Source organism: Streptomyces sp. S186 (genome assembly GCF_051603415.1).
Lineage (GTDB): Bacteria > Actinomycetota > Actinomycetes > Streptomycetales > Streptomycetaceae > Streptomyces.
In genome coordinates, this window is the sequence record NZ_CP193932.1 from 952,703 (window position 1) to 974,661 (window position 21,959).

Annotated in this window: 21 protein-coding genes and 1 pseudogene; 13 read left to right on the plus strand and 9 right to left on the minus strand. The window is 72.2% G+C overall.

Translation table 11 applies throughout. The annotated features are described in order from the left end of the window. Nucleotides 1-94 precede the first annotated feature (94 nt). Together ACRAS8_RS04255 and ACRAS8_RS04260 are read right to left on the minus strand one after the other, a co-directional pair. Complete coding sequence (locus ACRAS8_RS04255) at nucleotides 95-1,258, minus strand: PP2C family protein-serine/threonine phosphatase (protein WP_438484416.1); 1,164 nt, start codon at nucleotides 1,256-1,258, stop codon at nucleotides 95-97. 575 nt (nucleotides 1,259-1,833) lie between these two features. Beyond that, nucleotides 1,834-2,526, minus strand: coding sequence for an RraA family protein (locus ACRAS8_RS04260; RefSeq protein WP_438484417.1), 693 nt, complete (start codon nucleotides 2,524-2,526; stop codon nucleotides 1,834-1,836). Nucleotides 2,527-2,751: 225 nt separating this feature from the next. On the opposite strand from ACRAS8_RS04260, the gene ACRAS8_RS04265 reads away from it, so the two are divergent. Then, a complete protein-coding gene (locus ACRAS8_RS04265) occupies nucleotides 2,752-3,516 on the plus strand; it encodes a TetR/AcrR family transcriptional regulator (RefSeq protein ID WP_438484418.1) in 765 nt (254 codons plus the stop codon). An 84-nt stretch (nucleotides 3,517-3,600) separates the two neighbouring features. Then, nucleotides 3,601-4,890 carry a cytochrome P450 family protein gene (locus tag ACRAS8_RS04270; protein WP_438484419.1) on the plus strand — a complete coding sequence of 430 codons (1,290 nt, stop codon included), beginning with the start codon at nucleotides 3,601-3,603 and terminating at the stop codon, nucleotides 4,888-4,890. A 100-nt stretch (nucleotides 4,891-4,990) separates the two neighbouring features. On the opposite strand, the gene ACRAS8_RS04275 is transcribed toward ACRAS8_RS04270, so the two are convergent. Then, on the minus strand, nucleotides 4,991-8,266 hold the full coding sequence (locus ACRAS8_RS04275; protein WP_438484420.1) for a CHAT domain-containing protein: 3,276 nt from the start codon (nucleotides 8,264-8,266) through the stop codon (nucleotides 4,991-4,993). 138 nt (nucleotides 8,267-8,404) lie between these two features. Here ACRAS8_RS04275 and ACRAS8_RS04280 point away from each other — a divergent pair, with 138 nt between their 5' ends. Beyond that, a complete protein-coding gene (locus ACRAS8_RS04280; protein WP_438484421.1) occupies nucleotides 8,405-8,776 on the plus strand; it encodes a hypothetical protein in 372 nt (123 codons plus the stop codon). A 20-nt stretch (nucleotides 8,777-8,796) separates the two neighbouring features. Next, the gene (locus ACRAS8_RS04285) at nucleotides 8,797-9,687 is read left to right on the plus strand and encodes a hypothetical protein (protein ID WP_438484422.1); all 891 of its coding nucleotides are present in this window, start codon (nucleotides 8,797-8,799) and stop codon (nucleotides 9,685-9,687) included. An 83-nt stretch (nucleotides 9,688-9,770) separates the two neighbouring features. Here ACRAS8_RS04285 and ACRAS8_RS04290 read toward each other — a convergent pair whose 3' ends face one another. The 3 genes from ACRAS8_RS04290 to ACRAS8_RS04300 form a co-directional block, all read right to left on the minus strand. Continuing rightward, complete coding sequence (locus tag ACRAS8_RS04290) at nucleotides 9,771-10,508, minus strand: hypothetical protein (protein WP_438484423.1); 738 nt, start codon at nucleotides 10,506-10,508, stop codon at nucleotides 9,771-9,773. Nucleotides 10,509-10,846: 338 nt separating this feature from the next. Further along, nucleotides 10,847-11,272, minus strand: coding sequence for a MerR family transcriptional regulator (locus ACRAS8_RS04295; protein WP_438484424.1), 426 nt, complete (start codon nucleotides 11,270-11,272; stop codon nucleotides 10,847-10,849). 87 nt (nucleotides 11,273-11,359) lie between these two features. Next, the gene (locus ACRAS8_RS04300; protein ID WP_438484425.1) at nucleotides 11,360-11,833 is read right to left on the minus strand and encodes a nitroreductase family deazaflavin-dependent oxidoreductase; all 474 of its coding nucleotides are present in this window, start codon (nucleotides 11,831-11,833) and stop codon (nucleotides 11,360-11,362) included. Between the two features lie 220 nt (nucleotides 11,834-12,053). On the opposite strand from ACRAS8_RS04300, the gene ACRAS8_RS04305 reads away from it, so the two are divergent. The 3 genes and pseudogenes from ACRAS8_RS04305 to ACRAS8_RS04315 all read left to right on the plus strand — a co-directional run bounded on the left by ACRAS8_RS04305 (nucleotide 12,054) and on the right by ACRAS8_RS04315 (nucleotide 14,670). Then, nucleotides 12,054-12,599 (plus strand): GNAT family N-acetyltransferase, encoded by a 546-nt coding sequence (locus tag ACRAS8_RS04305; protein ID WP_438484426.1) that lies wholly within the window; start codon nucleotides 12,054-12,056, stop codon nucleotides 12,597-12,599. A 234-nt stretch (nucleotides 12,600-12,833) separates the two neighbouring features. After that, on the plus strand, nucleotides 12,834-13,463 hold the full coding sequence (locus ACRAS8_RS04310) for a TetR/AcrR family transcriptional regulator (protein ID WP_438484427.1): 630 nt from the start codon (nucleotides 12,834-12,836) through the stop codon (nucleotides 13,461-13,463). Nucleotides 13,464-13,657: 194 nt separating this feature from the next. Next, nucleotides 13,658-14,670: pseudogene (locus ACRAS8_RS04315) on the plus strand (glycosyl hydrolase family 18 protein). Between the two features lie 22 nt (nucleotides 14,671-14,692). Here the strand turns inward: ACRAS8_RS04315 and ACRAS8_RS04320 are convergent. Beyond that, nucleotides 14,693-15,496, minus strand: coding sequence for a LysR family substrate-binding domain-containing protein (locus ACRAS8_RS04320; RefSeq protein ID WP_438484428.1), 804 nt, complete (start codon nucleotides 15,494-15,496; stop codon nucleotides 14,693-14,695). A gap of 96 nt (nucleotides 15,497-15,592) precedes the next feature. Between ACRAS8_RS04320 and ACRAS8_RS04325 the strand changes: the two genes are divergently transcribed. From ACRAS8_RS04325 to ACRAS8_RS04350, 6 genes are all read left to right on the plus strand, one after another. Beyond that, nucleotides 15,593-15,979, plus strand: a complete 387-nt coding sequence (locus tag ACRAS8_RS04325) for a DUF5997 family protein (protein ID WP_438484429.1) — start codon at nucleotides 15,593-15,595, stop codon at nucleotides 15,977-15,979. Between the two features lie 146 nt (nucleotides 15,980-16,125). Beyond that, nucleotides 16,126-16,530 carry a thiol-disulfide oxidoreductase DCC family protein gene (locus ACRAS8_RS04330; protein WP_438484430.1) on the plus strand — a complete coding sequence of 135 codons (405 nt, stop codon included), beginning with the start codon at nucleotides 16,126-16,128 and terminating at the stop codon, nucleotides 16,528-16,530. A gap of 169 nt (nucleotides 16,531-16,699) precedes the next feature. After that, a complete protein-coding gene (locus ACRAS8_RS04335; RefSeq protein ID WP_438484431.1) occupies nucleotides 16,700-17,140 on the plus strand; it encodes a PPOX class F420-dependent oxidoreductase in 441 nt (146 codons plus the stop codon). Nucleotides 17,141-17,191: 51 nt separating this feature from the next. Then, nucleotides 17,192-17,917: a VWA domain-containing protein gene (locus ACRAS8_RS04340; RefSeq protein WP_438484432.1), complete on the plus strand. Its 726-nt coding sequence runs from the start codon at nucleotides 17,192-17,194 to the stop codon at nucleotides 17,915-17,917. A gap of 176 nt (nucleotides 17,918-18,093) precedes the next feature. Continuing rightward, nucleotides 18,094-19,119: a D-alanine--D-alanine ligase family protein gene (locus tag ACRAS8_RS04345; RefSeq protein ID WP_438484433.1), complete on the plus strand. Its 1,026-nt coding sequence runs from the start codon at nucleotides 18,094-18,096 to the stop codon at nucleotides 19,117-19,119. Between the two features lie 132 nt (nucleotides 19,120-19,251). Continuing rightward, nucleotides 19,252-20,178, plus strand: coding sequence for a ketopantoate reductase family protein (locus ACRAS8_RS04350; RefSeq protein WP_438484434.1), 927 nt, complete (start codon nucleotides 19,252-19,254; stop codon nucleotides 20,176-20,178). A 148-nt stretch (nucleotides 20,179-20,326) separates the two neighbouring features. On the opposite strand, the gene ACRAS8_RS04355 is transcribed toward ACRAS8_RS04350, so the two are convergent. Then, entirely contained in the window at nucleotides 20,327-21,673 is a 1,347-nt protein-coding gene (locus tag ACRAS8_RS04355) for an MFS transporter (protein ID WP_438484435.1), read from the minus strand. Continuing rightward, complete coding sequence (locus tag ACRAS8_RS04360; protein WP_438484436.1) at nucleotides 21,670-21,855, minus strand: hypothetical protein; 186 nt, start codon at nucleotides 21,853-21,855, stop codon at nucleotides 21,670-21,672. Before ACRAS8_RS04360 ends, ACRAS8_RS04355 begins: the two co-directional genes overlap by 4 nt. Between the last annotated feature and the right edge of the window lie 104 nt (nucleotides 21,856-21,959).

Here is a 21,959-nt window from a genome sequence, read left to right on the forward strand (position 1 = left end):
GAGTGCGCTTACGCCTGCATGCAAACGCCCTGACCAGCCACGGTTGCCCCGTCCCCGACCGCCCGCCGCCCCGGGTGTCCGTCAGGCGAAGCCGTCAGGCGGGGTCTTTCCGGCACGGTGCGATGGCGAGGATCGCCACGTCGTCATGGAGGATGCGGGTGTGGCGGGGCAGGTCGGCGTTGAGGAAGTCGATGACGTCGGCCGGTCCGGGGGCGGGCCGGCCCCCGAACCGCTGGCCGAGCCGGTCCAGCAGCGGATAGAACGCACCCGTGTGATCCCGGGCCTCGATCAGTCCGTCCGTACAGAGCAGCAGCACATCGTCACAGGTGAAGCGATGGGTGTACGAGACCGGAGGGTCGGCGGCCAGTCCGCCCAGCCCCAGCGGCAGGGCGGGCGGCCCCGTGAGAGCGGTCACCTTCCCACCGGAGATCAGCACCGGCTCGATGTGCCCGTGGTTGATGATCGTCACCTGCTCGGCGCCGGCGTCGTACTCGACCAGGGCCGCGGTCACGAAGAGTTCCTCGTCGGGGATCTCGGCCGCCTCTCGCGCCAGTCGGCGTTCCATTCGGGTGGCCACCGCCAGCAGGTCACCCGGGTCGTGGACCGCCTCGCGGAAGCTGCCGAGGATGTCCGCGACGGTGCGGACCGCCTGCAGCCCCTTCCCCCGGACATCACCGATGATGGCCCGCTCGCCGGCCCTCGTGGCACGGATGTCGTAGAGGTCTCCGCCCACCATGGTGCCGACCTCGCCCGAGCGGTAGAGACCGGCCGCCAGCACCTTGCCGACCTGATGGGGCACCGGCCGCAGCAGGGTCCGCATCAGCGCCTCGGCCACGGAGTTGACCCGCACCAGGTGCCGCTGCTGACGCTGCCGGTACCAGGCCAGCGCCACGCCCATGATCCCTACGACGATGGTGGAGATATACGTCGCGACATAGTGGTTCTCCCATAACTGATGTGGATTGTGGCCCGTGCAGCACGGCGTTCCCGCGAGCACGCCTTCCAGGACGACAACGAAGACGGTGACGACGGCGACACCGAAGGGGCCGTGGGTGAAGGCGGCCAGCACCGGAACGGCGATCAGCAGGGAACTCACGGCCCACTGCGTGGGGGTGATGAACTCCACCAGCAGTACGGCCAGGACGTAGAGGCCGGGCAGCCAGCGCATCCACGTGGGCACCGTCGGCGCCTCGAATCCGTTGCTGTCCACCAGTCCGGAGATCCGCTGGACGGGGCGGCCGCGATCCGACAACCTCACGGCGGCGGCTCCTGCCTCGCCGCAGGGACCGGACCCGCCAACGCCGTCATCCCAGTCTTCAGCGCCACCGCTCAACTACCCACTCACGCGACCTGTTCACCCGGGCTCCCGCCACCGGCTCCTGCCGGACTCCTGCTCCTGCCAGACCGTGCCCAAGGCCCACAGCGTGACGCGCACGGCCAGCCAGCCCGACGATTACGCCATCGGCGGCATGTCACCTCCTCTCGGCCCTTGTCCCGTCGGCCGCCGACGCCCTTGGCAGTGCCGTGCGCGGTTTGCGTTCGTGGCTCCGGCCGCCCTTCGGTACGCCCTTCCCCACGCCCTCCCGTACACCGCTCCGTACGTGCCGGCCGGTGTGCTGCGAAGTCGTTCATGATGGCTCCTCTTTTCGGACAGTCGGTCGGGTCCGTCCGGCGCGGTTCTCCGCCGCCCCGCGACGTGTTCCACTGTCCGCGATCCGCTGTCCGGCGGCATCAACCCGAGGGTGGTAACGCGGCGTCAACCCCAGGTTGTACGCGAGGCGCCGGCCGCGCCCCTGCGGTCGGCCGGCGCCTGAGCCTCCTCCCCCGACCTCGCTATTCCTCCACCGCTCCGCCGACGCGCCGGAGGTGCTGCCGGAAGGTGTAGGCCGGATCGGCGGCACGGCGCGCGAGGAAGTCGTCGAAGGCGGTCTGCCGGCGCAGGGTCTCGCCGGCGCGGATTCTGCGGGCCTGTTCGCGTTCGGTCTCCCAGATGGTGCGTGCGGTCTCCAGTACCTCCTCGGCGCGGTCCGCGGCGACGAACAGCACTCCGTCGTCGTCACCGAGGACGACATCGGCGGCGGTGACCAGGTGGGCGCCGAAGCGCGCGCTGACCAGGGCGTCCGGATCCCGTTCGGTGACCCGGACCGGGCCCGGCGCATGGCGCCCGTAGCTGAAGACCGGGAGGCCGATCTCGACGAGTTCCGGGGTGTCCCGGTGCAGCCCCCAGATCACCACGCCGGCCAGACCCACTGCCTGCGCCTCGAGGGCCAGCAGGTCGCCGACGCATGCCTCGTCCTGGCGGCCGCCGTTGTCGATGACAAGGACGTCGCCGGGCCGGGCGTCGGTGAACGCCTCCAGGAAGATGTCGACGCTCCCGTAGTGGCGGGCGGGCAGTGCGGGTCCGGCGATCCGGTGGCCGGAAACCACCGCGCCGATGCCGGGCGGAGCGGCGCGCAGCGGGACACCGAGCCGGACGCAGGCGTCGGCCACCAGGGGCGTGGACAGCTCGGCGAAGGTCTTGAGCATGGCATCCTCCTCGATTCGGTCCCGTCACCGCCTCGGCGCGGTCGGCGCGGGCTCTGGCGAACGATGCCATGGTTCCCGGCCGTTCGGGGCCGATACGCGAGGGCGCCAACTCCCGTGCCACCGGCCGGGCGTGGCCGGAAAGCGCCTTATGGGGCAACCGGACCCGGCCTAGCTTTGACTCCGTGACCGGATTCAAAATCTGGTCACGGACACGGAGGAGGGTACGTGGAACGGGCCGAGCGCGGTGAGCGCATCCTGGAGGCCGCCGGAGAACTGCTGCTCGCCTGGGGCTATCGGCGGGTGACGATCGACGAGATCGCCCGCCGCGCCAAGGTCGGCAAGGGGACGGTCTATCTGCACTGGAAGACCAAGGACTCCCTGCTGCTGGCCGTCGTACTGCAGGCCCAATCGCGCGGTCAGCGGCGGCAGTTGGCGCGAATGCGGGCCGATGCACGGGATGTCCTGCCGAGCCGGATGATGCACGGCTACTACCGCGACTTCCTGGAGGAGCCCGTCCTGCGGGCCCTTTACACCGACGACGTCGATATTCTCGGCCGGCTCAACGACGCCGCGAAGAAGGAATTCGCCGAACTGATCGCGTTCACCCACCAGGTGGCATTGCGCTATCTCGAAGTGCTGCGGGAACACGGGCTGGTGCGTACCGACACCGACGTCCGGCACCAGCAGTACATCCTGCAGGCCACGACCTCCGGCTTCTTCATGGCCGAGGCGATGCTGTACGACCGCGCGCCGGACACTCCGGAGGTCCGCGGCGCCCTGCTCGCCGAGACCATCCGCAGCGTATTGGAAATTCCGGCGGAGGATTTCCGTGCGCCGGACGCCGGGGCCGTTTCCGAGTCCGGTTCCGGCCTCTCACGCGACGCGACCGTGGAGGAGGCACTGGCCTCCGCGGCGCGCGAAATCATCCCGCTGTACGAGCAGGTGGAGGAGTACGGCGCCCGGGAGATGCGCCGGCAACTGCGTGACTGAACGCCCGCACGGCCGCGGCACGAATCCGGCCGCACCACATCGCGGCATCCGTGTCGCCCCAGGCTCATTTCACAGGAGAAAGCCATGACCGAATTGGCGGATTCGCCCTTCAGCGAGCACGTCGGCAAACACCCCGGCGAGCCGAACGTGATGGAACCGGCTCTGCTCACCGACCCGTTCACCGGATACGGCGAGTTGCGCGAGCGGGGACCGGTGGTCCGCGGCCGGTTCGTGGACGACACACCGGTGTGGTTCATCACCCGCTTCGACGAGGCCCGTGACGTTCTGCGCGACCACCGCTTCGCCAACAACCCGAGGTGCGCGGCGGGTGGCGAGGGCGGAGGGACGCCCACCGACCGGCTGCTGGCACTCATGGGCCTGCCCGAGCATTACCGGGTGTACTTCTCCGGCAGCATTCTGAACATGGACGCCCCGGATCACACCCGGCTCCGGCGGCTCGTCTCCCGGGCGTTCACCGCCCGCAAAATCACCGATCTGCGGCCACGGGTGGAGGAGATAGCCGACGAGCTGCTGCGCCGGCTGCCCGAACACGCCGAGGACGGCGTCGTCGACCTCATCAAGCACTTCGCCTATCCGCTGCCCATCACGGTCATCTGCGAACTGGTCGGAATTCCGGAGGCGGACCGGCCGCAGTGGCGGGAATGGGGCGCCAAGCTCGTCTCACTGCAACCGGAGTCGCTCAGCGGGGCGTTCCCGGCGATGGTCGAGCACATTCACGAGCTGATCCGGGAACGGCGGGCGGCGCTCACCGACGATCTGCTCAGCGAACTGATCCGGGTGCATGACGACGACGGCGGCCGGCTCAGCGACATCGAAATGGTCACGATGGTCCTGACCCTCGTCCTCGCCGGTCATGAGACCACCGCCCATCTCATCGGCAACGGCACTGCCGCGCTGCTCACCCATCCCGATCAGCTGCGGCTGCTGAAGTCCGATCCGGAGCTGCTGCCCCGTGCCGTGCACGAGTTGATGCGCTGGTGCGGTCCGGTGCAGCTGACGCAGATGCGGTACGCCACCGAGGACGTCGAGGTGGCCGGGGTGCAGATCAAGAAGGGCGAGGCCGTGACGCCCATCCTGGTCGCGGCCAATTTCGACCCCCGCCACTACGCGGACCCCGACCGGCTGGACCTCACGCGCCATCCGGCGGGCCGGGCCGAGAACCACGTCGGTTTCGGGCACGGCATGCACTACTGCCTGGGTGCCGGCCTGGCCCGTCAGGAGGGCGAGGTGGCGTTCGGCAAGCTGCTCGCCCACTACCCGGACGTGGCCCTGGCGGTGGAACCGGAAGCGCTCCAGCGCGTGCCGCTGCCGGGCAACTGGCGGCTCGCCGCACTGCCGGTCCGGCTCGGCTGACGGTCGCCCATACCGGACGGCGCCTCGCATTGACGAGGCTCCGCCCGGTCGCACGCGCCCCGGCGTGGGCGGGTGACGTCGGCGTGTCCGCCTCCGCCTCCTACGGCCCGATGTGGATGTGTCCCGCCCATCTGCTGGGCAGCAGCGGGGCGTTCGCCCGGAGGGTGCGTATCGCCTCGTGGAGGGCGTGGGCGGGGCCGGGGCGGGAGCTGGTGTGGAAGAGGCGGGCGGCCTCGGCGGCGGTGGTGTCCTCGACGGGCCAGAGGGTCGCGACGACCTGGCCGAAGCCGGCGAGGTGGCAGGCGCCGCCGATGTGGACGGCCTCGTCGGGGAAGCGGCCGGAACGGGCGGTGGCGCAGGCCGAGAGATAGCAGAACTCACCATGCGGGAGGCGGAGCCGGGAGATCTCGGCGACGGTCAGCGGCTGGTCGTGGAGGATCAGGTGGCTGCCGTACGGGCTCGTCGGGTCGGCGACGGCGTGGCAGGCGAAGTGGACGTGCGTGCTGGCGGGCAGGGCCGCCAGCAGCCGTGCGCGGGTGGCCTCCGGGCCGGTGACGAGGACGGTGTCGGGCCCGTAGCGATCGGCGGCGGCGCGGGCCTCGGTGAGGGCGCCGGCCAGGGGAGCGAAGCCGGGCGTCTCCGGTATCGCCACGACCAGCGGCGCACAGCGCGAGGACCGCCTGCCGCGGCGGGCGGTCGTCCGGACGGCGGCGGCGAGGGCGGCGACCGTCGGGGTGTACGAGGGAACCGCCCGGTCCAGGAGGGAGCGCGCGCCGTCCGGGTCGGTGTGGTGGCCGGCGGCGTGCAGCGGCAGCAGGGCCAGCGGGCCGGTGGCGGAGAGCCAGAGGCGGGGCGGCTGAGCGGGGCCTGTGGCGGCCGGGGTGTTTCTGAGGGCGGTGGTGTGGGAGAGGTGGGCGAGGACGGGGGCCGCCGTGGTGTCCCAGAGCCACTCCAGCGTTTCGCGCAGGTGGGCCTGGGCCGTGAGGCGTTCCACGAGGGCGGTGCCGGGGGCCTCGGCGACGCGCAGCGCCTCGGCGAAGCGTGCGGCGCGGGACTCCGCCTCGGCGTGCGAGAGCGCGGGCAGCGGCACGGCGGCCACTCCCCCGCCGGTGAGGACCAGTGCGTCGCAGCGCAGCGGGCTGGTGTTGACGGTCACCACCGGGCCACCGGCGGCCGCCGGGCGCAGTGCGGCGAGCCTCGGCGGCTTGAGGAACCCCTCCAGGCCGGGCAGGCGGCGGGCCTCGGTGACCACCGCGTCCCATTCTTCGGCGAGTTGGTGGCGTCGGTCGCCCGGGGCGGCGCCGGCCACGGCGGGGGCGGTGGTGAGGGCGGCGCGCAGCCGCATCAGCCGGTCCGCGAGGTGCGGGGCGGCGTCCCGGAGTGCTTCCTCCTCGCCGCGGAGTCCGAGTGCGCGGGTGAGCAGGATGCCGCGGCCCTGTTCGAGCAGCTCCAGGGCGCGGGCGGGGGCGTCCGGGCCGCCCGCGGTGAGGACCGCGGCGGCGGCGTCGGCGGCCAGTCCCTGGCCGTGCCGGGCGAGTTGGTTCTCCGATTCGCTGCCGTGGAGTTGGTGGGGCACCGCCTGGGGTAGCAGGGAGACCGCCTGGGCGTAGGCCGTGGCGGCCTCCCGGTGGCGGCCGGTGGCGGTGGCCAGCTCCGCGAGCGCGCGGTGCAGGCGGATGAGCTCGCCGGGCGGGCCGACGGCGTTCCGCGCGGCGGCCTCGGCGAAGGCGTACGCCTCCCGGATGAGCTTGGGTTCCGGCTCGTCGCCTCCGTTGTGCCGTTGGCGTTCCAACAGGGCCGCGGAGAGGTGGGAGAGCATGCCGGAGCGGAAGGCGTGGTCGGGGTGGGCGGTCTCGATGGCCTCGCGCAGCAGCGAGATCGCCTCGTCGAGGGCGTCCGCGCGACCTTCGACGCGGGCCCGTTCGCGCAGGCTGCGGGCGAGGTTGTTGAGGTAGCCGGGGCGTTGCGGGTCGTCGGCCGCGCTCACCGCGACGGCCTCGCGGTGGACGGCGACGGCCTCGCGCAGCGCGGACGGTTCCGGGGGCGGCTGTTCGCCCCGGGTGGGGCCGCCGGCGACGGGGAAGTCGGCGCAGAGGTCGTAGAGGGCGTTGCCCAGGTGGCTGAGGGCGGTCGCGAGTTCGGTGGGGTTGCCGCGATGTCCCCGCCGTTCGGCGGCGGCCTGCCGGTACAGCTCGATGGCGTCATAGAGCACACCCGCCAGCCCGGTGCGCCGGTACTGGGCGTGCAGCACCTCCGCGTGCGCGAGGCGGACCCCGTCGCGGCCCGGTGCGGGCAGCGGGTGCGGTTCCCCACGGACCAGCTGCACTGCCTCGTCCAGTGCGGCTCCGTCTCCGGTGACCCGGTGGCGCTTCACCAACAGCCCGGCCAGCCGGGCCCGGTGGGAGACGGCGTCCGGTGACCCGGCGGGGACGGCCCGCACCGCGCCGCGGCCGGCGTCGATCGCGGCGTTGAGGTCGGCCGGGGCGCCGCTGACGTCGTGGCGCCACGACAGGTGCATGCCGAACTCGTCGAGCCGGCTCGCCAGCCACTCACTGTCCGGCGGGGTGTGCCGCAGGGCCTCCCGGCCGCACTCGACCGCCTCGTCGATGTCCCCCCGGTCGCTGGTGTGGCGGTAGTGGTCGCCGACAACACGGGCGTGCTGGGCGACCGCGTCGGCCCACCGCGCCCCTCCCGCGGGGATGAGCAGCAGCAGTTCACGGCCGAGGCGGACCGCTTCGGCCAGGGTGGCGGCGTCACCGGTGGCGCGGTAGCTCATCTGGAGGGCGACCGACAGCAGGCGCAACGCCCTTACGCGCACGGCATGATGACGTGGAGTCAAGTCGAGGAAGGGACGGAGGGCGGCCGCGTCGCGCTGTGGTCGGCCGCCGCGCGGGTCCAACCCGCGGATCACCGCGCGGAAGTCCTCGGACAGCTCCTCGCGCAGGCGCAGGCCGGCGAGCACCCAGCGGCGCACGTCCCGGGGCACCCGGGGGCCGCCCAGACGGCGGCCGGAACGCACCGCCTCCAGTACGGCGGCGGCCTCGGGCGGCACCGCATCCGGCTCCCTGGCGTAGACACAGGACAGCGGTTGCAGAGATGCCTCCCATTCGGCCTGGTGCGCGCCCTCGGGGCCGGCGACGTACTGCAGCCAGCGGGCCATGCCGACGGCGTGCAGCGCCGCGAGGTCCGGGCACCGGGCGTCGTCCATGCTGATCACCAGCCGGGTGACCACCCCCTGTCGCTCCAGCGCCCGCAGTGCGCCGATGTCGCCGGTGTCGCGGACGGCGGCCACGGCCTGCCGTACCGAGAGGAGCAGCCCGTCCCGCGAACCGTCCCGTGAGGGATCCCGCGCCGGATCCCGTGAAAGCTCTCGCATCGCGCCCCCGTTGGCCCGAGAATGAGTGACCTCTTCTGACCTCTTCTCACCCCTGCACCCCGTACGGACTTCCTTCCCCGCACGGGCCCGACGGCCTCCCCAGGCAATTCAGCATAAGCCCGATCGGAAGGGCATCCCATGGCCTCGACAGCACCCGTGCACGGCAGTGACGACCCGGATCTGGCCGCGCTCTGCTCCCAACTCGCCGCGCTGAGTCGGGCGGTGCACGGCACGCCGCTGGCGGCAGAACTGGCGGACGGACTGGCCGCGGTGCGGAACGGAGATCCGGCCGCGCCGCTGCTGGCCCGGCTGGGCATCGCGCCGTCCGGACAGGGCCGAGACGCCTGGGGCGGCGCGGCCACCGTCGCCGGGCTGGGCTCCGGACACAGCCACGGCGAGCGGTACGGCTGCCCGGCCGGGCGGTGCGGGCGCGCGGTGACCCGGGAACCGGGCGGCCAACGCCCGCGCTGCGCCGTGCTCGGGACGGCCATGCAGCTGCTGGCGGACTGATCGATGGGCCCTCTCCTGTGATGCCGGTACTGGGCGACCTGGGGCGGCAGCTCGCCCAGCGGTGGGCCGGCCGGCTCGCGCTGCCCGGGCTGCTGCTCGCCGCCACCGCGCTCACCGGGGCGGCGCTCGGGCAACGGCATCCGTTCGACAGCGCCCGCCTGGTGCACGCCGTCGCCCACTGCGCGGCGTCCTTCGGGGCCCGCCCGCCGTCGGTGCAACTCCTCTTCGCCGGGGCGCTGCTGCTGGCGGTGGCGGCGGCCGGGGTCGCGGTGGAGGCGGCGGCCGGGCTGATGCTGCGGCTCTGGCTCGGGTCGTGGCCGCGGGCGCTGCGCGGCCCGGCGGCGGTGCTGGCGGCCCGCCGGGAGGTTCGGTGGGAGACCGCACAGCGGCGGGTGGCGGAGCTCCAGGCCACGCTGCCGACGCCACGCGAGCCGGCCGAGGCGCGGGCGATCGACGAGGCGGCGGAGGTCCGCGAGGCGATCGCACCGGCCCGGCCGTCCCGGCCGACGTGGATGGGCGATCGGGTCGCCGGGGCCGACGCCCGGGTGCTGCACCAGTACGGGCTGGATCTCGCCGCGGTCTGGCCCAGGCTGTGGCTGGTGCTGCCCCAGGAGGTGCGGGACGAGATCACCGCGGCCCGCCGACGGGTCGAGGCGGCCACCCAACTCGCCACCTGGGCACTGCCGTTCGCCGCGATCGCGGCCGTCTGGTGGCCCGCCGCCCTGATCGCCACGGTGCCTGCCCTGTCCGGCTGGCGGCGCGGACGGGCGGCCGTCGCGACCTACGCCCTGCTGCTGGAGTCGGCAGTGGACGTCCACGCCGGCGACCTCGCGGCCAAGATGGCGGAGGGCGAGGAATGGACCACGGAGACCGGGTCCGCGCTCACCCGCCGGATGAAAAAGGGCAGTTGAGGGGAGAGCGGGCGATCGGTGCTCGGATGGGGACAGGTCAGGGTGAGGGATGACGGTCGGCCCGGGGAGGGCTGCGCCGTGGATCAGCTCGGTGTGTCCCGGTCGGGCGGACGGGCGGTGTCGCCGAAGGAACGCAGTATCGCGGCCAACTCCGCGTCGCCCTGGATGGAGTGGACGAGCTGTCCGTCCGGGTCGCGCCGTTCGACCACGCGCAGCGGTGCCAGTACTCCCCCGCGCAGGTGGAACAGTTCGTCGCTGAAGCCGCCCTGTGGGCCGCACAGTCGCGGCAGGACCTGGGCCAGTTCCATGATCCGCAGGTAGCTGTGGACATCGGTCAGCGGGTGGATGACGAGGAGGTTCTCCCCGGGCATGGCGACCACACAGCCGTGCGGGGCGACCATATCGACCAGTTCCTCGGCCCGCAGCACCTGAGTGGCCGTCCAGGCACCGCCCTTGACCTGATAGACCGGCGCCGAGCCCGCCTGAAAGGTCGTCACCTCGCAGCGCTCGCGGCGCAGGTTGTGCAGTCCGAGAGACCACAGCTCGGCCGGGTCGACGCCCCACTGGTGCACCTGGCCGGTCCGCAGGAAGTACATCCCGGACGGCGTCCGGGCCCCCAGGACGGCCACGAATCCGCCGCCGAGTTCGCGGAGGACACGGTCCTGCCGGTCCGGAAGCTGATCCCCTCGCCGCAGCCGCGGAATCAGCAACGGGCGGATCCCTTCGAGGCCGTTGGCGAACACCTCCTCCCGAGAGCCGGCGGCCTCCGGGGGCACGGGCGGAGCAGGCTTCGCGCGGGACGTGCGTCGGAAGAAGGCCATGCCCGGAGGCTACCCACGGCCGGGCGGGGCGTCCGGCCGATGCCGGGGAGAGGGGCAGGTCGTGGACGGCGGTGGTGGTGAGGGTGGGCGAGGTGGTGGTGATGGCAGAGGTGGGTTCGGCGGCGCCGGTGCCAATGTCGATGCCGGTGTCGGTGTCGGTGTCGCGAGGGTGCTTGGTCGGTCGGATGACTGTGTTCATGTCTCAACGGTGCCTGGCGGGGCCGGTGGCCGACGTCAAACCCTGGGTCGTACTTGTCAGGTCCGATCAGTAGGCCCCAGGCATGACGCCAACCTCAGGTATGACGCCCGCGGGGCCGTCGCCGGGCCCGCCCCGCGGATCAGGCCGCGGCGGCAGGCTCGGAATGCGTGGAGGCCGGGCAGGCCGGCTGCCCGGCCCGGTCCGGTTGCCCGCGGAGGTCGGACAGCCGGTCCAGAAGCTGGTCCCGGACCGCGACCAGGTCGTTGATGCGGGCCTGGAGCAGGGCGAGCCGCTGCTCGAAGACCTCGATCTTGGGGCCGGGGTCGGCGCAGGCGTGCGCCCCGGTCAGCTCGTCGCGCAGACAGTCGTCGAGCAGCCGCAGGTCGTCGGTGGTCAGACCGGCGGCCAGGAGGAGCCGGATGTTGGCCACGACCCGCACCGCGCTCTCCCCGTAGCTGCGGTAGCCGTTGGTGGACCGCTCCGGGCGGAGCAGGCCCTGCTCCTCGTAGTAGCGCAGGGCCCGGGTGGTGACGCCGGTGGTGCGGGCGAGTTCCCCGATGCGCATGGTTGCCCCCTCCTGGTGGCTGCCGTCAGGAGGGTCCTGTTTGGCCGTCGTCAGGAGGGAGCGTAAACCTTGCCGTGGACGTGAAGGTCAAGCCGGGTCGCCGAGCGGGGTGAGGACGACCACCGGGATGGGCCGGCCGGCGCGGGCCTGGAAGGTGGCGAACTGCGGATCGGCGGCCACCTGCCGGTCCCAGAGGCGATCCCGGGACGCCCCCGTGACCTCTGTGGCGCGGGCCCGGAGGGTGCGGGTGCCGACCTCCACGGTGACCTCGGGGTGGGCGGTCAGATTGCGGTACCAGGCGGGTGGGGTGGGCGCGCCCCCGTTGGACGGGAACACGGCGAGCCGGCCGTCCTCGTCCGCCAGGTAGCAGGCGGGTGTGGTGCGCGGCAGGCCGGACTTGGCTCCCGTGGTCGTCAGCAGGAGCAGCCGCTGCCCCGCCAACGAGCCGCCGACGACGCCTCCGTTGGCGCGGAACTCCGCGATGACGCGGCGGTTGAAGTCGTTGCCCCCCTCGGGGGCCTCGGCCGAGCGGCGTGAGGTGTTCGCGATGCTGGTGCTCATGGGCGTCACCCTCGACCTTCACGCCGGGGTGAAGGTCAAGTCGGTCCGGTGGGACGATCCCGTTCCGCTTTCCATGCCCCGTCCCCCCTCCCCGCTCCCTCCGCAGTCCCGTCCCCTCCCCCTCCTGGCCTCGTTTTCCTCCCCGCTCCTGGCCTCGCCCTCCTCCCTCTCCCCCTTAAATCACTGGCGGAGGCGGGCCCGGCGCGCCGAGCATCGCCGCATGGACACCTTCCTGACGACCGAGCGTCTGGCTCTCCGCCCGTTCACCGACACCGAAGCCGACCTCGATCTGGTGGTGGAACTCGACAGCGACCCGGAGGTTATGCGGTACATCACCGGCGGCCGTCCGATGACCCGTGAGGAGATCCGCGCCGAGTCCTTCGCGCGGATGCTTCCGGGCGGGTTCTGGGCCGCGCATCTGCGGGCGACCGGCGAGTTCCTCGGCTGGCACTGTCTCCGCCCGCTGAAGGGCGCCCCGGCGGGCTCTGCCGATCTGGGATACCGGCTGCGCAAGGCCGCCTGGGGCAGGGGATTCGCCACCGAGGGTGCCCGCGCGCTCGTGGCGAAGGGCTTCGGCGAGCTGGGCTACGACCGGATCACCGCGAACACCATGTATGTCAACACGGGGTCCCGTCGCGTGATGGAGAAGTGCGGACTCTCTTATGTCCGCACCTACTTCGAGGAGTGGCCCTACCGGGTCGAGGGCGACGAACAGGGCGATGTGGAGTATGCGCTGAACCGGGAGGAGTGGCTGACGCAACGCTAGGACGACGAACCGTGTCCGAGGCGGACCCGAGCCGTATCCAAGCCTGATCCGGACCGTATCCGCACCGTATCCGAGGCAGATCCGATACAGGTCCGCATCGGATACGTTGCTGTACCGTGAGCGGGTTCGTTGCGGGTTCGTTCACGTCGGTGCGTCGGCGACTGTGCCGGCGCGCCGATGGGCCCGCGTCAGCGGCCGTGCCGATGTCCCTGTCGATGCCCGTGGAGGAACGCGTTGCCCAAGGGACCGACCAAGCGCCGGCCACAGACCACGGCGCGCCTGCTCGACGCGGCACTGGCGACCTTCGCCGACCGCAGCTTCCACGGCGCGTCCATCGAGGAGATCTGCGAACGCGCCGGTCTCACCCGCGGCGCGTTCTACTCCAACTACCGCACCAAGGAAGAGCTGTTCTTCGCCCTCTTCGACCTGCACGCCCGGCGGGTGGTCGACCGGCTCGCCGCGGCGGTCGACGAGATGCAGGACAGCGAGGACCCCCTGCGCGCGCTGATCGCCCGCACCAGCGCGCTGGACGAGGCCGAGCGGCGCTGGTACCTGCTGTCGACGGAGTTCACCCTCCACGCGATCCGGCACCCCGACACGGCTCGTACGCTCGCCGAGCACGACCGCCGGCTCCGAGCGGAGATCGCCAGGCTGCTGGCCGCCCTCTTCGACCGCCTGGGAAGGCGCCCCACCGTTGACCTCGACTCCCTCGCCCGCCTGGTCACCGCCCTCCACGAGGGCTCCCTCGCGCAGAGCCTCGTCGAACCGGACCGCCTCCCTCCGGACGAGTTGCCCGGCACCTACCTCCCGCTCATGATCAACGCAGTCTCGCGGGCCCGTCGCACCCGTCACACGGACTCCTGAAGTCCTACGTGCTCCTGAAGTCCCACTGACTCTTGAAGTCCCGCAGCGGACGGCCACCACCGCAGACGTCGTGCCGCGCCAACTCCTGCTCCGTCCCTACCCATTGACGATAGGTATGGACCAATCTACGGTGTCCCGCACCACCCCCCGTTTTCCCCGCCGCTGACGTCCGTCACGGCGCGAAGGGAGCCAGCGTGAGCGGTCGGACAGCGCGTCTGCTGAGAACCGGCCTGGCGGCCGCCTGCCTCCTGCCGCTGCTGGGTGCCGCGGGACCCGTCGTCGCCGAGACACCCGTCGCCGCCGCGCCCCACGGCGACACCTGCGCCACGAAACCCAGACCCGCCGGCAAGGTCCTCCAGGGCTACTGGGAGAACTGGGACGGCGCGGCCAACGGCGTCCACCCGCCGTTCGGCTGGACGCCGATCACCGACCCCCGGATCCGCGCCCACGGCTACAACGTCCTCAACGCGGCGTTCCCCGTTATCGGCGCGGACGGCACCGCCCTCTGGGAGGACGGCATGGACGCGACCGTGAAGGTGCCGACCCCGGCCGAGATGTGCCAGGCCAAGGCCGACGGCGCAACGATCCTGATGTCCATCGGGGGCGCGACGGCCGGCATCGACCTCAACTCCACCGCGGTCGCGGACCGTTTCGTCGCGACGATCGTGCCGCTCCTGAAGAAGTACAACTTCGACGGCATCGACATCGACATCGAGACCGGCCTGAGCGGCAGCGGCGACATCAACCAGCTGTCACCGTCCCAGTCCAACCTCGTCCGCATCATCGACGGCATCCTCGCCCGGATGCCCGCGGGCTTCGGCCTCACGATGGCCCCCGAGACCGCGTACGTCACCGGCGGCAGCGTGACCTACGGCTCCATCTGGGGCGCCTACCTGCCCCTCATCAAGAAGTACGCCGACAACGGCCGCCTGTGGTGGCTGAACATGCAGTACTACAACGGCAGCATGTACGGGTGCTCCGGCGACTCCTACGAGGCCGGCACCGTCGAGGGCTTCACCAAACAGACCGACTGCCTCGACCAGGGCCTGACCGTCCAGGGCACCACCGTCGAGGTCCCCTACGACAAGCACAGGCGTGGAACGCGTACCACAACGGCCTGAAGGGCCTGATGACCTGGTCCCTCAACTGGGACGGCGCCAAAGACTGGACCTTCGGCGACAACGTCAGGGCCGCTCAGGGCCGCTGAGCCCCGGGACGTCCGGTCGACACTACGACCGCCGGCGCGGCCGACCGCGTCGGCCCCCGTCCTTGGGCGCCCCGGCCGTGCGCCGCGGATTCCGCCCGGCCGGCGCCTTGCCCCGCGCCGCCCCGGCCCCCTTGCCCTGGTTCTTGGCCCCCGTGCCCTGGCCCTTCGCCTTCTTGCCGGTCGCCGGCTGCTGCGGGCTCTCCGCGGTGGCGGGGCGGCGGCCGCGGGTGCTGTTCACCGTCCGCCCGCGGACGATTCCGATGAAGTCCTCCACCTGGTCGGTGGTCCGGTCCTCGCGCCACGACAGCGCGACCTGTGACTGGGGCGTGCCGGTCAGCGGCCGGTAGGTGAGGTCCCTTCGGTGGTACAGGCGGGCGAGCGACTGCGGGACGATCAGGACCCCCACGCCGGCCGCCACCAGTTCGAGGGCGTCCGGTGTCGTGGCGGGGCGCTCGATCGCGGGCCGGCCCGGCGGCCGCTCCCAGTCCAGGGTGTCGTCGAGCGGATGCAGCACGAGCTCGTCGGCAAGATCGTCCACGGGGATCTCGTCGAACGCGGCGACGAGGTGGTCCTTCGGCACCACGACCACCGTCGTCTCGGTGTAGAGCGGGATCGCGCTGAGGTCCGTGCGGTCGACCGGCAGCCGCAGCAGGCCCGCGTCCGCGCCACCGCTCCGCAGCAGGTCGGCGGCCTCGGCGGCGGATACCTGGAGCAGGGTGAGCGGTACGTCCGGCAGGCGTTCGTTCCAGATCCGCACCCACTTGGCGGGTGTCACTCCCGGTACATACGCGAGCCGGAACGAAGGGGATGCTTCCGTGCCTGTCACCCCGCCAGGCTACCCGCCGTGGCCGGGGGCCGTAGCCAGCGGCCGTGGCCGGAGGCCGTGGTCAGCGGTGGTGCGCACGCTCGATACCCTGGAGCCATGAAGTCGCACCAGACCACCCAGACGATGAAGCCCGCCACCGCGGCGAAGAAGCTGGGTGTGTACCTCGAGGCCACCCCCGCCGAGTTCCAGGAGGGCGTGGTCTCGCGCGCCGAGCTGAACGCACTCCAGGCGGATCCGCCCGAGTGGCTGCGCGAGCTGCGGCTCAACGGCCCCCACCCCCGCCCGGTGGTCGCCGCGAAGCTGGGCGTCTCCATCTCCGGGCTGGCCCGTGCCGGGGTCACCGAGGCCCTCACCACGGAGCAGATCGACACGCTCAAGGCGGAGAACCCGGAGTGGCTGCAGAAGGAGCGCGCCACCCAGGCCGAGGTCCGCAAGGAGGGGGCCCGCCTCAAGGAGAAGCGGCGCGCCCAGAACGAGGCGTAACCGTCCCGCCACGGCGGGCGGCGCACCGGTCCGGCCTCCGCGTGCCGGACCGGCGGCCGGCACGATCCGGCGACACCCGCCGCCGCACCCTTGCCGCACCCTTTCGGCACCCGATCTTTCGGCACCCGACCCGACACGAGGGGCAGATGACGACTCCGAGGACCCGGCCCGTACTCGTCTACGACGGTGACTGCGGCTTCTGCACCACCTCCGTCAACGCCGCCGAGCGGTACCTCCGCCCGCGCTGCCGGATCACCGCCTGGCAGTTCGCGGACCTGGACGAGTTCGGCGTCACCCAGCAGCGCGCCGAGCACGAGCTGCTGTGGATCACGCCGTCGGGAGCGGTGTACGGCGGCGCCCAGGCCGTCGCCAAACTCCTGCTGAACGCGGGCGGCCCCTGGGCCGTCGCCGGCGCCGTGCTCACCCTGCCCCCGGTGCATTGGCTCGCCCACGCCGTCTACCGCCTCGTCGCGGACAACCGCCACCGCATGCCGGGCGGCACCCCGGCCTGCGCCCTGCCGGCCAATTCGCGGCCGACCGCGGGGCGTTGAGGAGCGTCCGGATACCCGGGAGCGGGCGGGGGCCACAGGGCAGGCACGGCCGACGCCGAGAGGACGGCCAGGCGAGGACGGCCGGGCACAGTCAGGCACTTCTGTGTACGGTCGGCGACCCGCCGTGACCTGCCGGGAATAGCCGTCGGCCGCCGCGCCTTTCCCTCACATGACCGCTACGCCAAGCACAACTTTCGACCCGCGCACCCTGCTCGCGGAGAGCCGCCTGGGTGTGCTCGCGACGATCAAGTCGGACGGCCGCCCGCAGCTCTCCCCCGTCATGCCGTTCTACGACCCGGCGGCGAACGTCCTCTACGTCTCGATGACCGAGGGCCGGGCCAAGACGGCGAACCTGCGCCGGGACCCGCGCGCAACCCTGGAGGTCACCAGCGCCGACGGTGGTTCCTGGGCCACCGCCGAGGGCACGGCGGAACTCATAGGGCCGGGCACCGACCCCCACGGCCCCGAGGTGGAGGCGCTGGTGCGCTACTACCGGCTCGCCGCCGGGGAGCATCCCGACTGGGAGGAGTACCGCTCGGTGATGGTGTCCGACCGCAGGGTGCTGATGGCGATGACGGTGGACCACGTCTACGGAGCCAGGCTCCGCTGACCCACTCGACGCCGGCGTCGTAGGCTCCCGGGGAGGAAAGGAGCTTGATCGATGAGTCCGCTGAGTCCGGAGCAGGTGCGGCAGGCCGCGCCGCCGCTGGTGAGCCTCTACAAGCAGGCGGGAGTCAGTCTGCGCAAGCACGGGCTCCAGGGGCAGCGGGCCGCGGTGTACCTGGTGCTGGACCGGTCGGGCTCGATGCGCCCGTACTACAAGGACGGCACCATGCAGCGCCTGGCCGAACAGGTCCTGGCGGTCTCCGCGCACCTGGACGATGACGCGGTCGTCCCGCTGGTGTTCTTCTCCACCGATGTCGACGGGGTGCACGAGATCGGCCTGGACGACTACCGCGGGCGGGTGGCCGCCTGCCACGAGCGGTTGGGTCACATGGGCCGCACCCACTACGAGGCCGGGATGGACGCCGTGCTCGACCACTATCTCGCCTCCGGGACGACCGCGCCGGCACTGGTGGTGTTCCAGACCGATGGCGGCCCCACCAGCCGGACCGCCGCCGAGAAGTGGCTGTGCAAGGCGGCCCGGCTGCCGCTGTTCTGGCAGTTCATCGGCTTCGGCGACCCGGAGCACCGCGAGTTCGACTTCCTCCGCCGGCTGGACGAACTCCCGGTCCCCACCCGCAGGATCGTCGACAACGCCGGCTTCTTCCCGGCCGGCACCACCCCCGCCGCCCTGCCCGACGCCGAACTCTACGACCGGCTGCTCGGCGAGTTCCCCACCTGGCTGACGGCCGCCCGTGCCTGCGGCGTGCTTCCCCCAGCCTGACGAACGGCGGTCCGGGCCTCTCATCTTCGTCTTCCTCATCTTCGTCTTCGTCTTCGCTCTCGTTGGTTACCCACCTCAGACTGTCGCTTGGGTTTTCCAAGTTGATACTTGGAAAACCCAAGCCACTGCCCTACGATGCCTGGCATGATCACGAGCAGGGAAGAGGACGGCCGGGCATGCGGGTAGTGATCCTGTGCGGCGGAGAGAGCTCGGAACGCGACGTTTCCCATGCTTCGGGCCGGTCCGTGGCGAGAGCCATGCTGGAGCACGGGCACGAAGTGACGCTGGTCGACCCGGCCGCCGACGCGCCGGTCCTGGCCGGGCCGCTCCAACCCGGTGACGAGGTCGAGGAGTTCGCGGTCGGGACGGAGCCGCCGTCCGCCGCCGACCGGCAACCATTGCGGCGGCGCATGCATGCGGCGCTGACCGGCGGGCCGGTACTGGAGCTGCTGCGCGGTGCGGAGTCGGTGTTCCTGGCGCTGCATGGCGGCTGGGGCGAAGACGGGCACGTTCAGGCACTGTTGGAGATGGCGGGCGTACGGTTCACCGGTGCCGACAGCGGTGCCTGTGGGGCGGCGTGGCACAAGGGGCGGGCACAGGCGGTACTGGCCGCCGCGGGTCTGCCGGTGGCCGAACGGGTGCTGTGGCGGCCTGGGGTTGATGAAGTACCACAGGCTGCACAGGAGTTGGTGGCCGCGGGTCCGGTGGTGGTCAAGCCGGTTGCGGACGGTTCCAGTGTGTCCGTCCACCGGGTCGACACGCTTGCGGAACTGGCGCAGATCGGCGCCGAAGGGTCCGCCGGTGACGAGCTGCTGGTGGAACCGTTCCTCCCAGGGCGGGAGTTCACCGTTGCGGTCGTCGGAAGCCAGGCACTGCCCGTCGTCGAGATCTTGCTGACGACTCCGCTGTTCGACTACACCGCCAAGTACCAGCCCGGTGCGGCCAGTGAAGTCTGTCCGGCAAAGGTGCCCGACGACTTCGCCCGCCGGCTCCAGGAGATGGCCCTGCGCGCACACCGGGCTCTGGGCTTCGGCGACGGTGCGTACTCGCGCACCGACTTCCGCTGCGACGGCCGCGGCGAGCCGATGTGCATCGAGGTCAACGCGCTTCCGGGCCTGACGTCGACGAGTCTGCTGCCGCTCGCGGCCGGCGGGGCCGGCTGGACGTACCCCGAGCTGATCCAGCGCATCGTGGACCTCTAGGCCCCCTGGGGCCGCTGGGACCCTGGGATCTCTCAGTCCCCGCGGACCGCCGGGTACGCTCGCCGATCACAGGCCCCAGACCGGCCTCCGGTCCCACAGGCCGGTGACCAGCAGCCGAGAGGAACCCGAGCCATGCCAGACACCAGTCCGCTCACCGGCGCCCCCGCCCCGTCCCCCGACACCCGCTCGACCGTGGCGGTCCTCGGGCCCGGCGGCGTCGGTGGACTGCTCGCCGCGCTCCTCTCCCGCGCCGGACACCGCGTCATCTGCATCGCCGGCGACGAGACCGCACGCACCCTGCAACAGGGCGGTATCCGCGTGCGCAGCGGGCAGTTCGGTGACTTCACCGCCGCGGTCGAGGCGGATACCGCCCTGCGCACACCGGTCGACCTGTGCGTGATGTCGGTCAAGCACACCACGCTCGACGCGGCACTCGACCGCGTACCGTCTCATCTTCTCGACGACGGCGTGGTTCTGCCGCTGCTCAACGGGGTCGAGCACATCGACCTCCTGCGGGCCCGCTTCGGCATACGGCAGGTGGTTCCGGCCGTGATCCGTGTCGAGTCCACCCGAACCGCGCCGGGGGTCATCGAGCACGGCAGTCCGTTCGTCGAGATCGACCTGGCCGGTGGGCAGGAGCGGCTCGGCCCGCTCGCCGCCTCGCTCACGGCCGCCGGTGTGAACACCCGCGTACTGCCGGACGAGAACGCGGTCCTGTGGGCCAAACTGGCCTTCCTGGCCCCCTTCGCCCTCCTCACCACCCGCTACCGGGCTCCGATCGGCGACATCTGCTCCGAGCGGCACGAGGAGCTGGCGGCGCTGGTCGAGGAGACCGCCGCCGTGAGCAGGGCCTGCGGCGGCCCGGGCGACGCCGCCCAACTCCTGGCGCGCTTCGACGCCTTCCCGCCCGCCGGCAAGTCCTCCATGCAACGTGATGCGGAAGCGGGCCGTCCACTGGAGCTGGACGCCATCGGCGGTGCCGTGCTCCGCGCGGCAGAACGCCACAGCATCGACGCGCCGCTCCTGAAGCGCCTGGTGACGGAACTGGCCGCCGGCTGAGCGTCATTCGCCCCGGGGCAGCGCAACGACACAGGCCGGCGGGGATTTCCGAGGTGAGGAATCCCCACCGGCCGTGGCAACGAGGTGGATCCGGCGCTGCTGATCGACGGCCAGGTCAGCGCAGGACACCCGCCCGCCGCCCGCCCGCTCAGGTCCGCCGCACCATCGCGATACCCAGGGCGCCGATCCCGCAGGCGGCGCCGGCCGCGAGGTAGGCCAGGTGATAGCCGCCCAGTTGGGTGCCGCCGGTCGCCGCGACCAGTACCAGGACCGCGACGCCCGCGCTGGAACCGATCTGCTGCGCAACGACGTTGACCGCTCCGGCGACCGCGTGCTGGTGCTCCGGAACGCCGGTGAGCCCGGACGTCGTCATGGACGGGAAGTTCAGTCCCTGGCCGATGCCGCTGATCACCAACCCGGGCATCACGTGCAGCAGGTAGTTGCCCTGCTGCGGGGTGGTCATCCACAGCGCCGTTCCGGCGCCGATCAACAGGATCCCGATGACCATCAGCGCCCGCGGGCTGTACTTGGTCAGCAGCCGTCCGGTGGCGAACGTGGCCGTGAGGAAGACGGTCAGCGACATCGGCACCAGCGCGAGGCCGGATTCGACCGGGGAGTAGTGCAGCATCCCCTGCAGATACAGCGGCGCGAAGAACACGATCCCGACCGACGCCGTGTACTGCAGCAGCGCCGCCACGGTCGCCAGCCGCACCGAGGAGAGCCGGAAGAGGGAGAGCGGCAACAGCGGGTCGGCGGTGCGGCGTTCCCGCACGAAGAAGAGCACCAGGAAGACCACCGCGGCGGCGATCACGCCCCAGGCCCGCGCCCCGCCCAGGCTCACGCCGACGACGAGCAGCGCGAGGCCGAGGGTGCCGGTGATGGCGCCGGCCATGTCCACCGGGCCTCTGCGGCCCGTCCCGTCGGGCAGTCCGGCCCGGGTGACCGCGAGCACGAGCACGCCGAGTGCCACCGAGAACCACAGGACCGACCGCCAGCCGAGGAACTCGGTCAGTACGCCGCCCAGCAGCATCCCGCCGCTGAAGCTGGCGGCGCCGACCGCGGCGTACACGCCCAGCGCGCGGCCGCGCTCCGGTCCGTCCGGGAACACCTCGGTGAGCAGGGCCAGCGCGGCCGGCCCGGACAGCGCCGCGCCGACGCCCTGGGCCGCCCGCGCGCCGAGCAGCACCGCACCGGTCGGCGCCACGGCCCCGGCCAGTGCGGCCACCGTGAACAGGGCGACTCCGACCTCGAAGACCCGCCGCCGGCCGAAGACATCGGCCAGTCGGCCGCCCACCAGCAGGAAGCCGGCGAAGGTGACGGAGTAGGCGGTCATGACCCACTGGAGGGTGGTGTCGGCCAGTCCGAAGCGTTCTCCGACGGACGGCAGGGCCGCGTTCAGGACGGCCATGCCGCTCAGATCCAGTGCGAGCGCCCCGGCCAGCACGCCGAGCGCCAGGCCCGGCCTGCGCCGTGTGGTCGTGGCGAGGGTGGTCATGCGGACCTACCCAGGAACGCCTCGTCGCGGCGGTGGCCGGCGGCTGCCCGGAGGAGGTTCTGCCCGCCCGTGAAGGACAGGTGACTGTCGGCATGCGCCCGGCCGACCGAGCCGACGGGCCGCAGCGGGGCCGCGCCCGTCGCGGCCGGCCGGGCCCGCCCCCGTAATGATCTGTTGCGCATAGCGGTGTTGCTTCCTCTCCCCAGGCGGGTTGGACACGAACGCGCCAAGCCGATCACCGCGCCGCACAGCAGGTCAACTGCTTGTTTCCCAACTGGCTGGAAAC

What these genes read in the sequence shown, in the direction of transcription:
- ACRAS8_RS04275 (WP_438484420.1), bottom strand. Translation starts at nt 8,266, where the DNA reads ATGCGAGAGCTTTCACGGGATCCGGCGCGGGATCCCTCACGGGACGGT.
- ACRAS8_RS04280 (WP_438484421.1), top strand. Translation starts at nt 8,405, where the DNA reads ATGGCCTCGACAGCACCCGTGCACGGCAGTGACGACCCGGATCTGGCC.
- ACRAS8_RS04345 (WP_438484433.1), top strand. Translation starts at nt 18,094, where the DNA reads ATGCGGGTAGTGATCCTGTGCGGCGGAGAGAGCTCGGAACGCGACGTT.
- ACRAS8_RS04335 (WP_438484431.1), top strand. Translation starts at nt 16,700, where the DNA reads ATGACCGCTACGCCAAGCACAACTTTCGACCCGCGCACCCTGCTCGCG.
- ACRAS8_RS04290 (WP_438484423.1), bottom strand. Translation starts at nt 10,508, where the DNA reads ATGGCCTTCTTCCGACGCACGTCCCGCGCGAAGCCTGCTCCGCCCGTG.
- ACRAS8_RS04285 (WP_438484422.1), top strand. Translation starts at nt 8,797, where the DNA reads ATGCCGGTACTGGGCGACCTGGGGCGGCAGCTCGCCCAGCGGTGGGCC.
- ACRAS8_RS04260 (WP_438484417.1), bottom strand. Translation starts at nt 2,526, where the DNA reads ATGCTCAAGACCTTCGCCGAGCTGTCCACGCCCCTGGTGGCCGACGCC.
- ACRAS8_RS04325 (WP_438484429.1), top strand. Translation starts at nt 15,593, where the DNA reads ATGAAGTCGCACCAGACCACCCAGACGATGAAGCCCGCCACCGCGGCG.
- ACRAS8_RS04340 (WP_438484432.1), top strand. Translation starts at nt 17,192, where the DNA reads ATGAGTCCGCTGAGTCCGGAGCAGGTGCGGCAGGCCGCGCCGCCGCTG.
- ACRAS8_RS04305 (WP_438484426.1), top strand. Translation starts at nt 12,054, where the DNA reads ATGGACACCTTCCTGACGACCGAGCGTCTGGCTCTCCGCCCGTTCACC.
- ACRAS8_RS04270 (WP_438484419.1), top strand. Translation starts at nt 3,601, where the DNA reads ATGACCGAATTGGCGGATTCGCCCTTCAGCGAGCACGTCGGCAAACAC.
- ACRAS8_RS04300 (WP_438484425.1), bottom strand. Translation starts at nt 11,833, where the DNA reads ATGAGCACCAGCATCGCGAACACCTCACGCCGCTCGGCCGAGGCCCCC.
- ACRAS8_RS04360 (WP_438484436.1), bottom strand. Translation starts at nt 21,855, where the DNA reads ATGCGCAACAGATCATTACGGGGGCGGGCCCGGCCGGCCGCGACGGGC.
- ACRAS8_RS04355 (WP_438484435.1), bottom strand. Translation starts at nt 21,673, where the DNA reads ATGACCACCCTCGCCACGACCACACGGCGCAGGCCGGGCCTGGCGCTC.
- ACRAS8_RS04350 (WP_438484434.1), top strand. Translation starts at nt 19,252, where the DNA reads ATGCCAGACACCAGTCCGCTCACCGGCGCCCCCGCCCCGTCCCCCGAC.
- ACRAS8_RS04295 (WP_438484424.1), bottom strand. Translation starts at nt 11,272, where the DNA reads ATGCGCATCGGGGAACTCGCCCGCACCACCGGCGTCACCACCCGGGCC.
- ACRAS8_RS04330 (WP_438484430.1), top strand. Translation starts at nt 16,126, where the DNA reads ATGACGACTCCGAGGACCCGGCCCGTACTCGTCTACGACGGTGACTGC.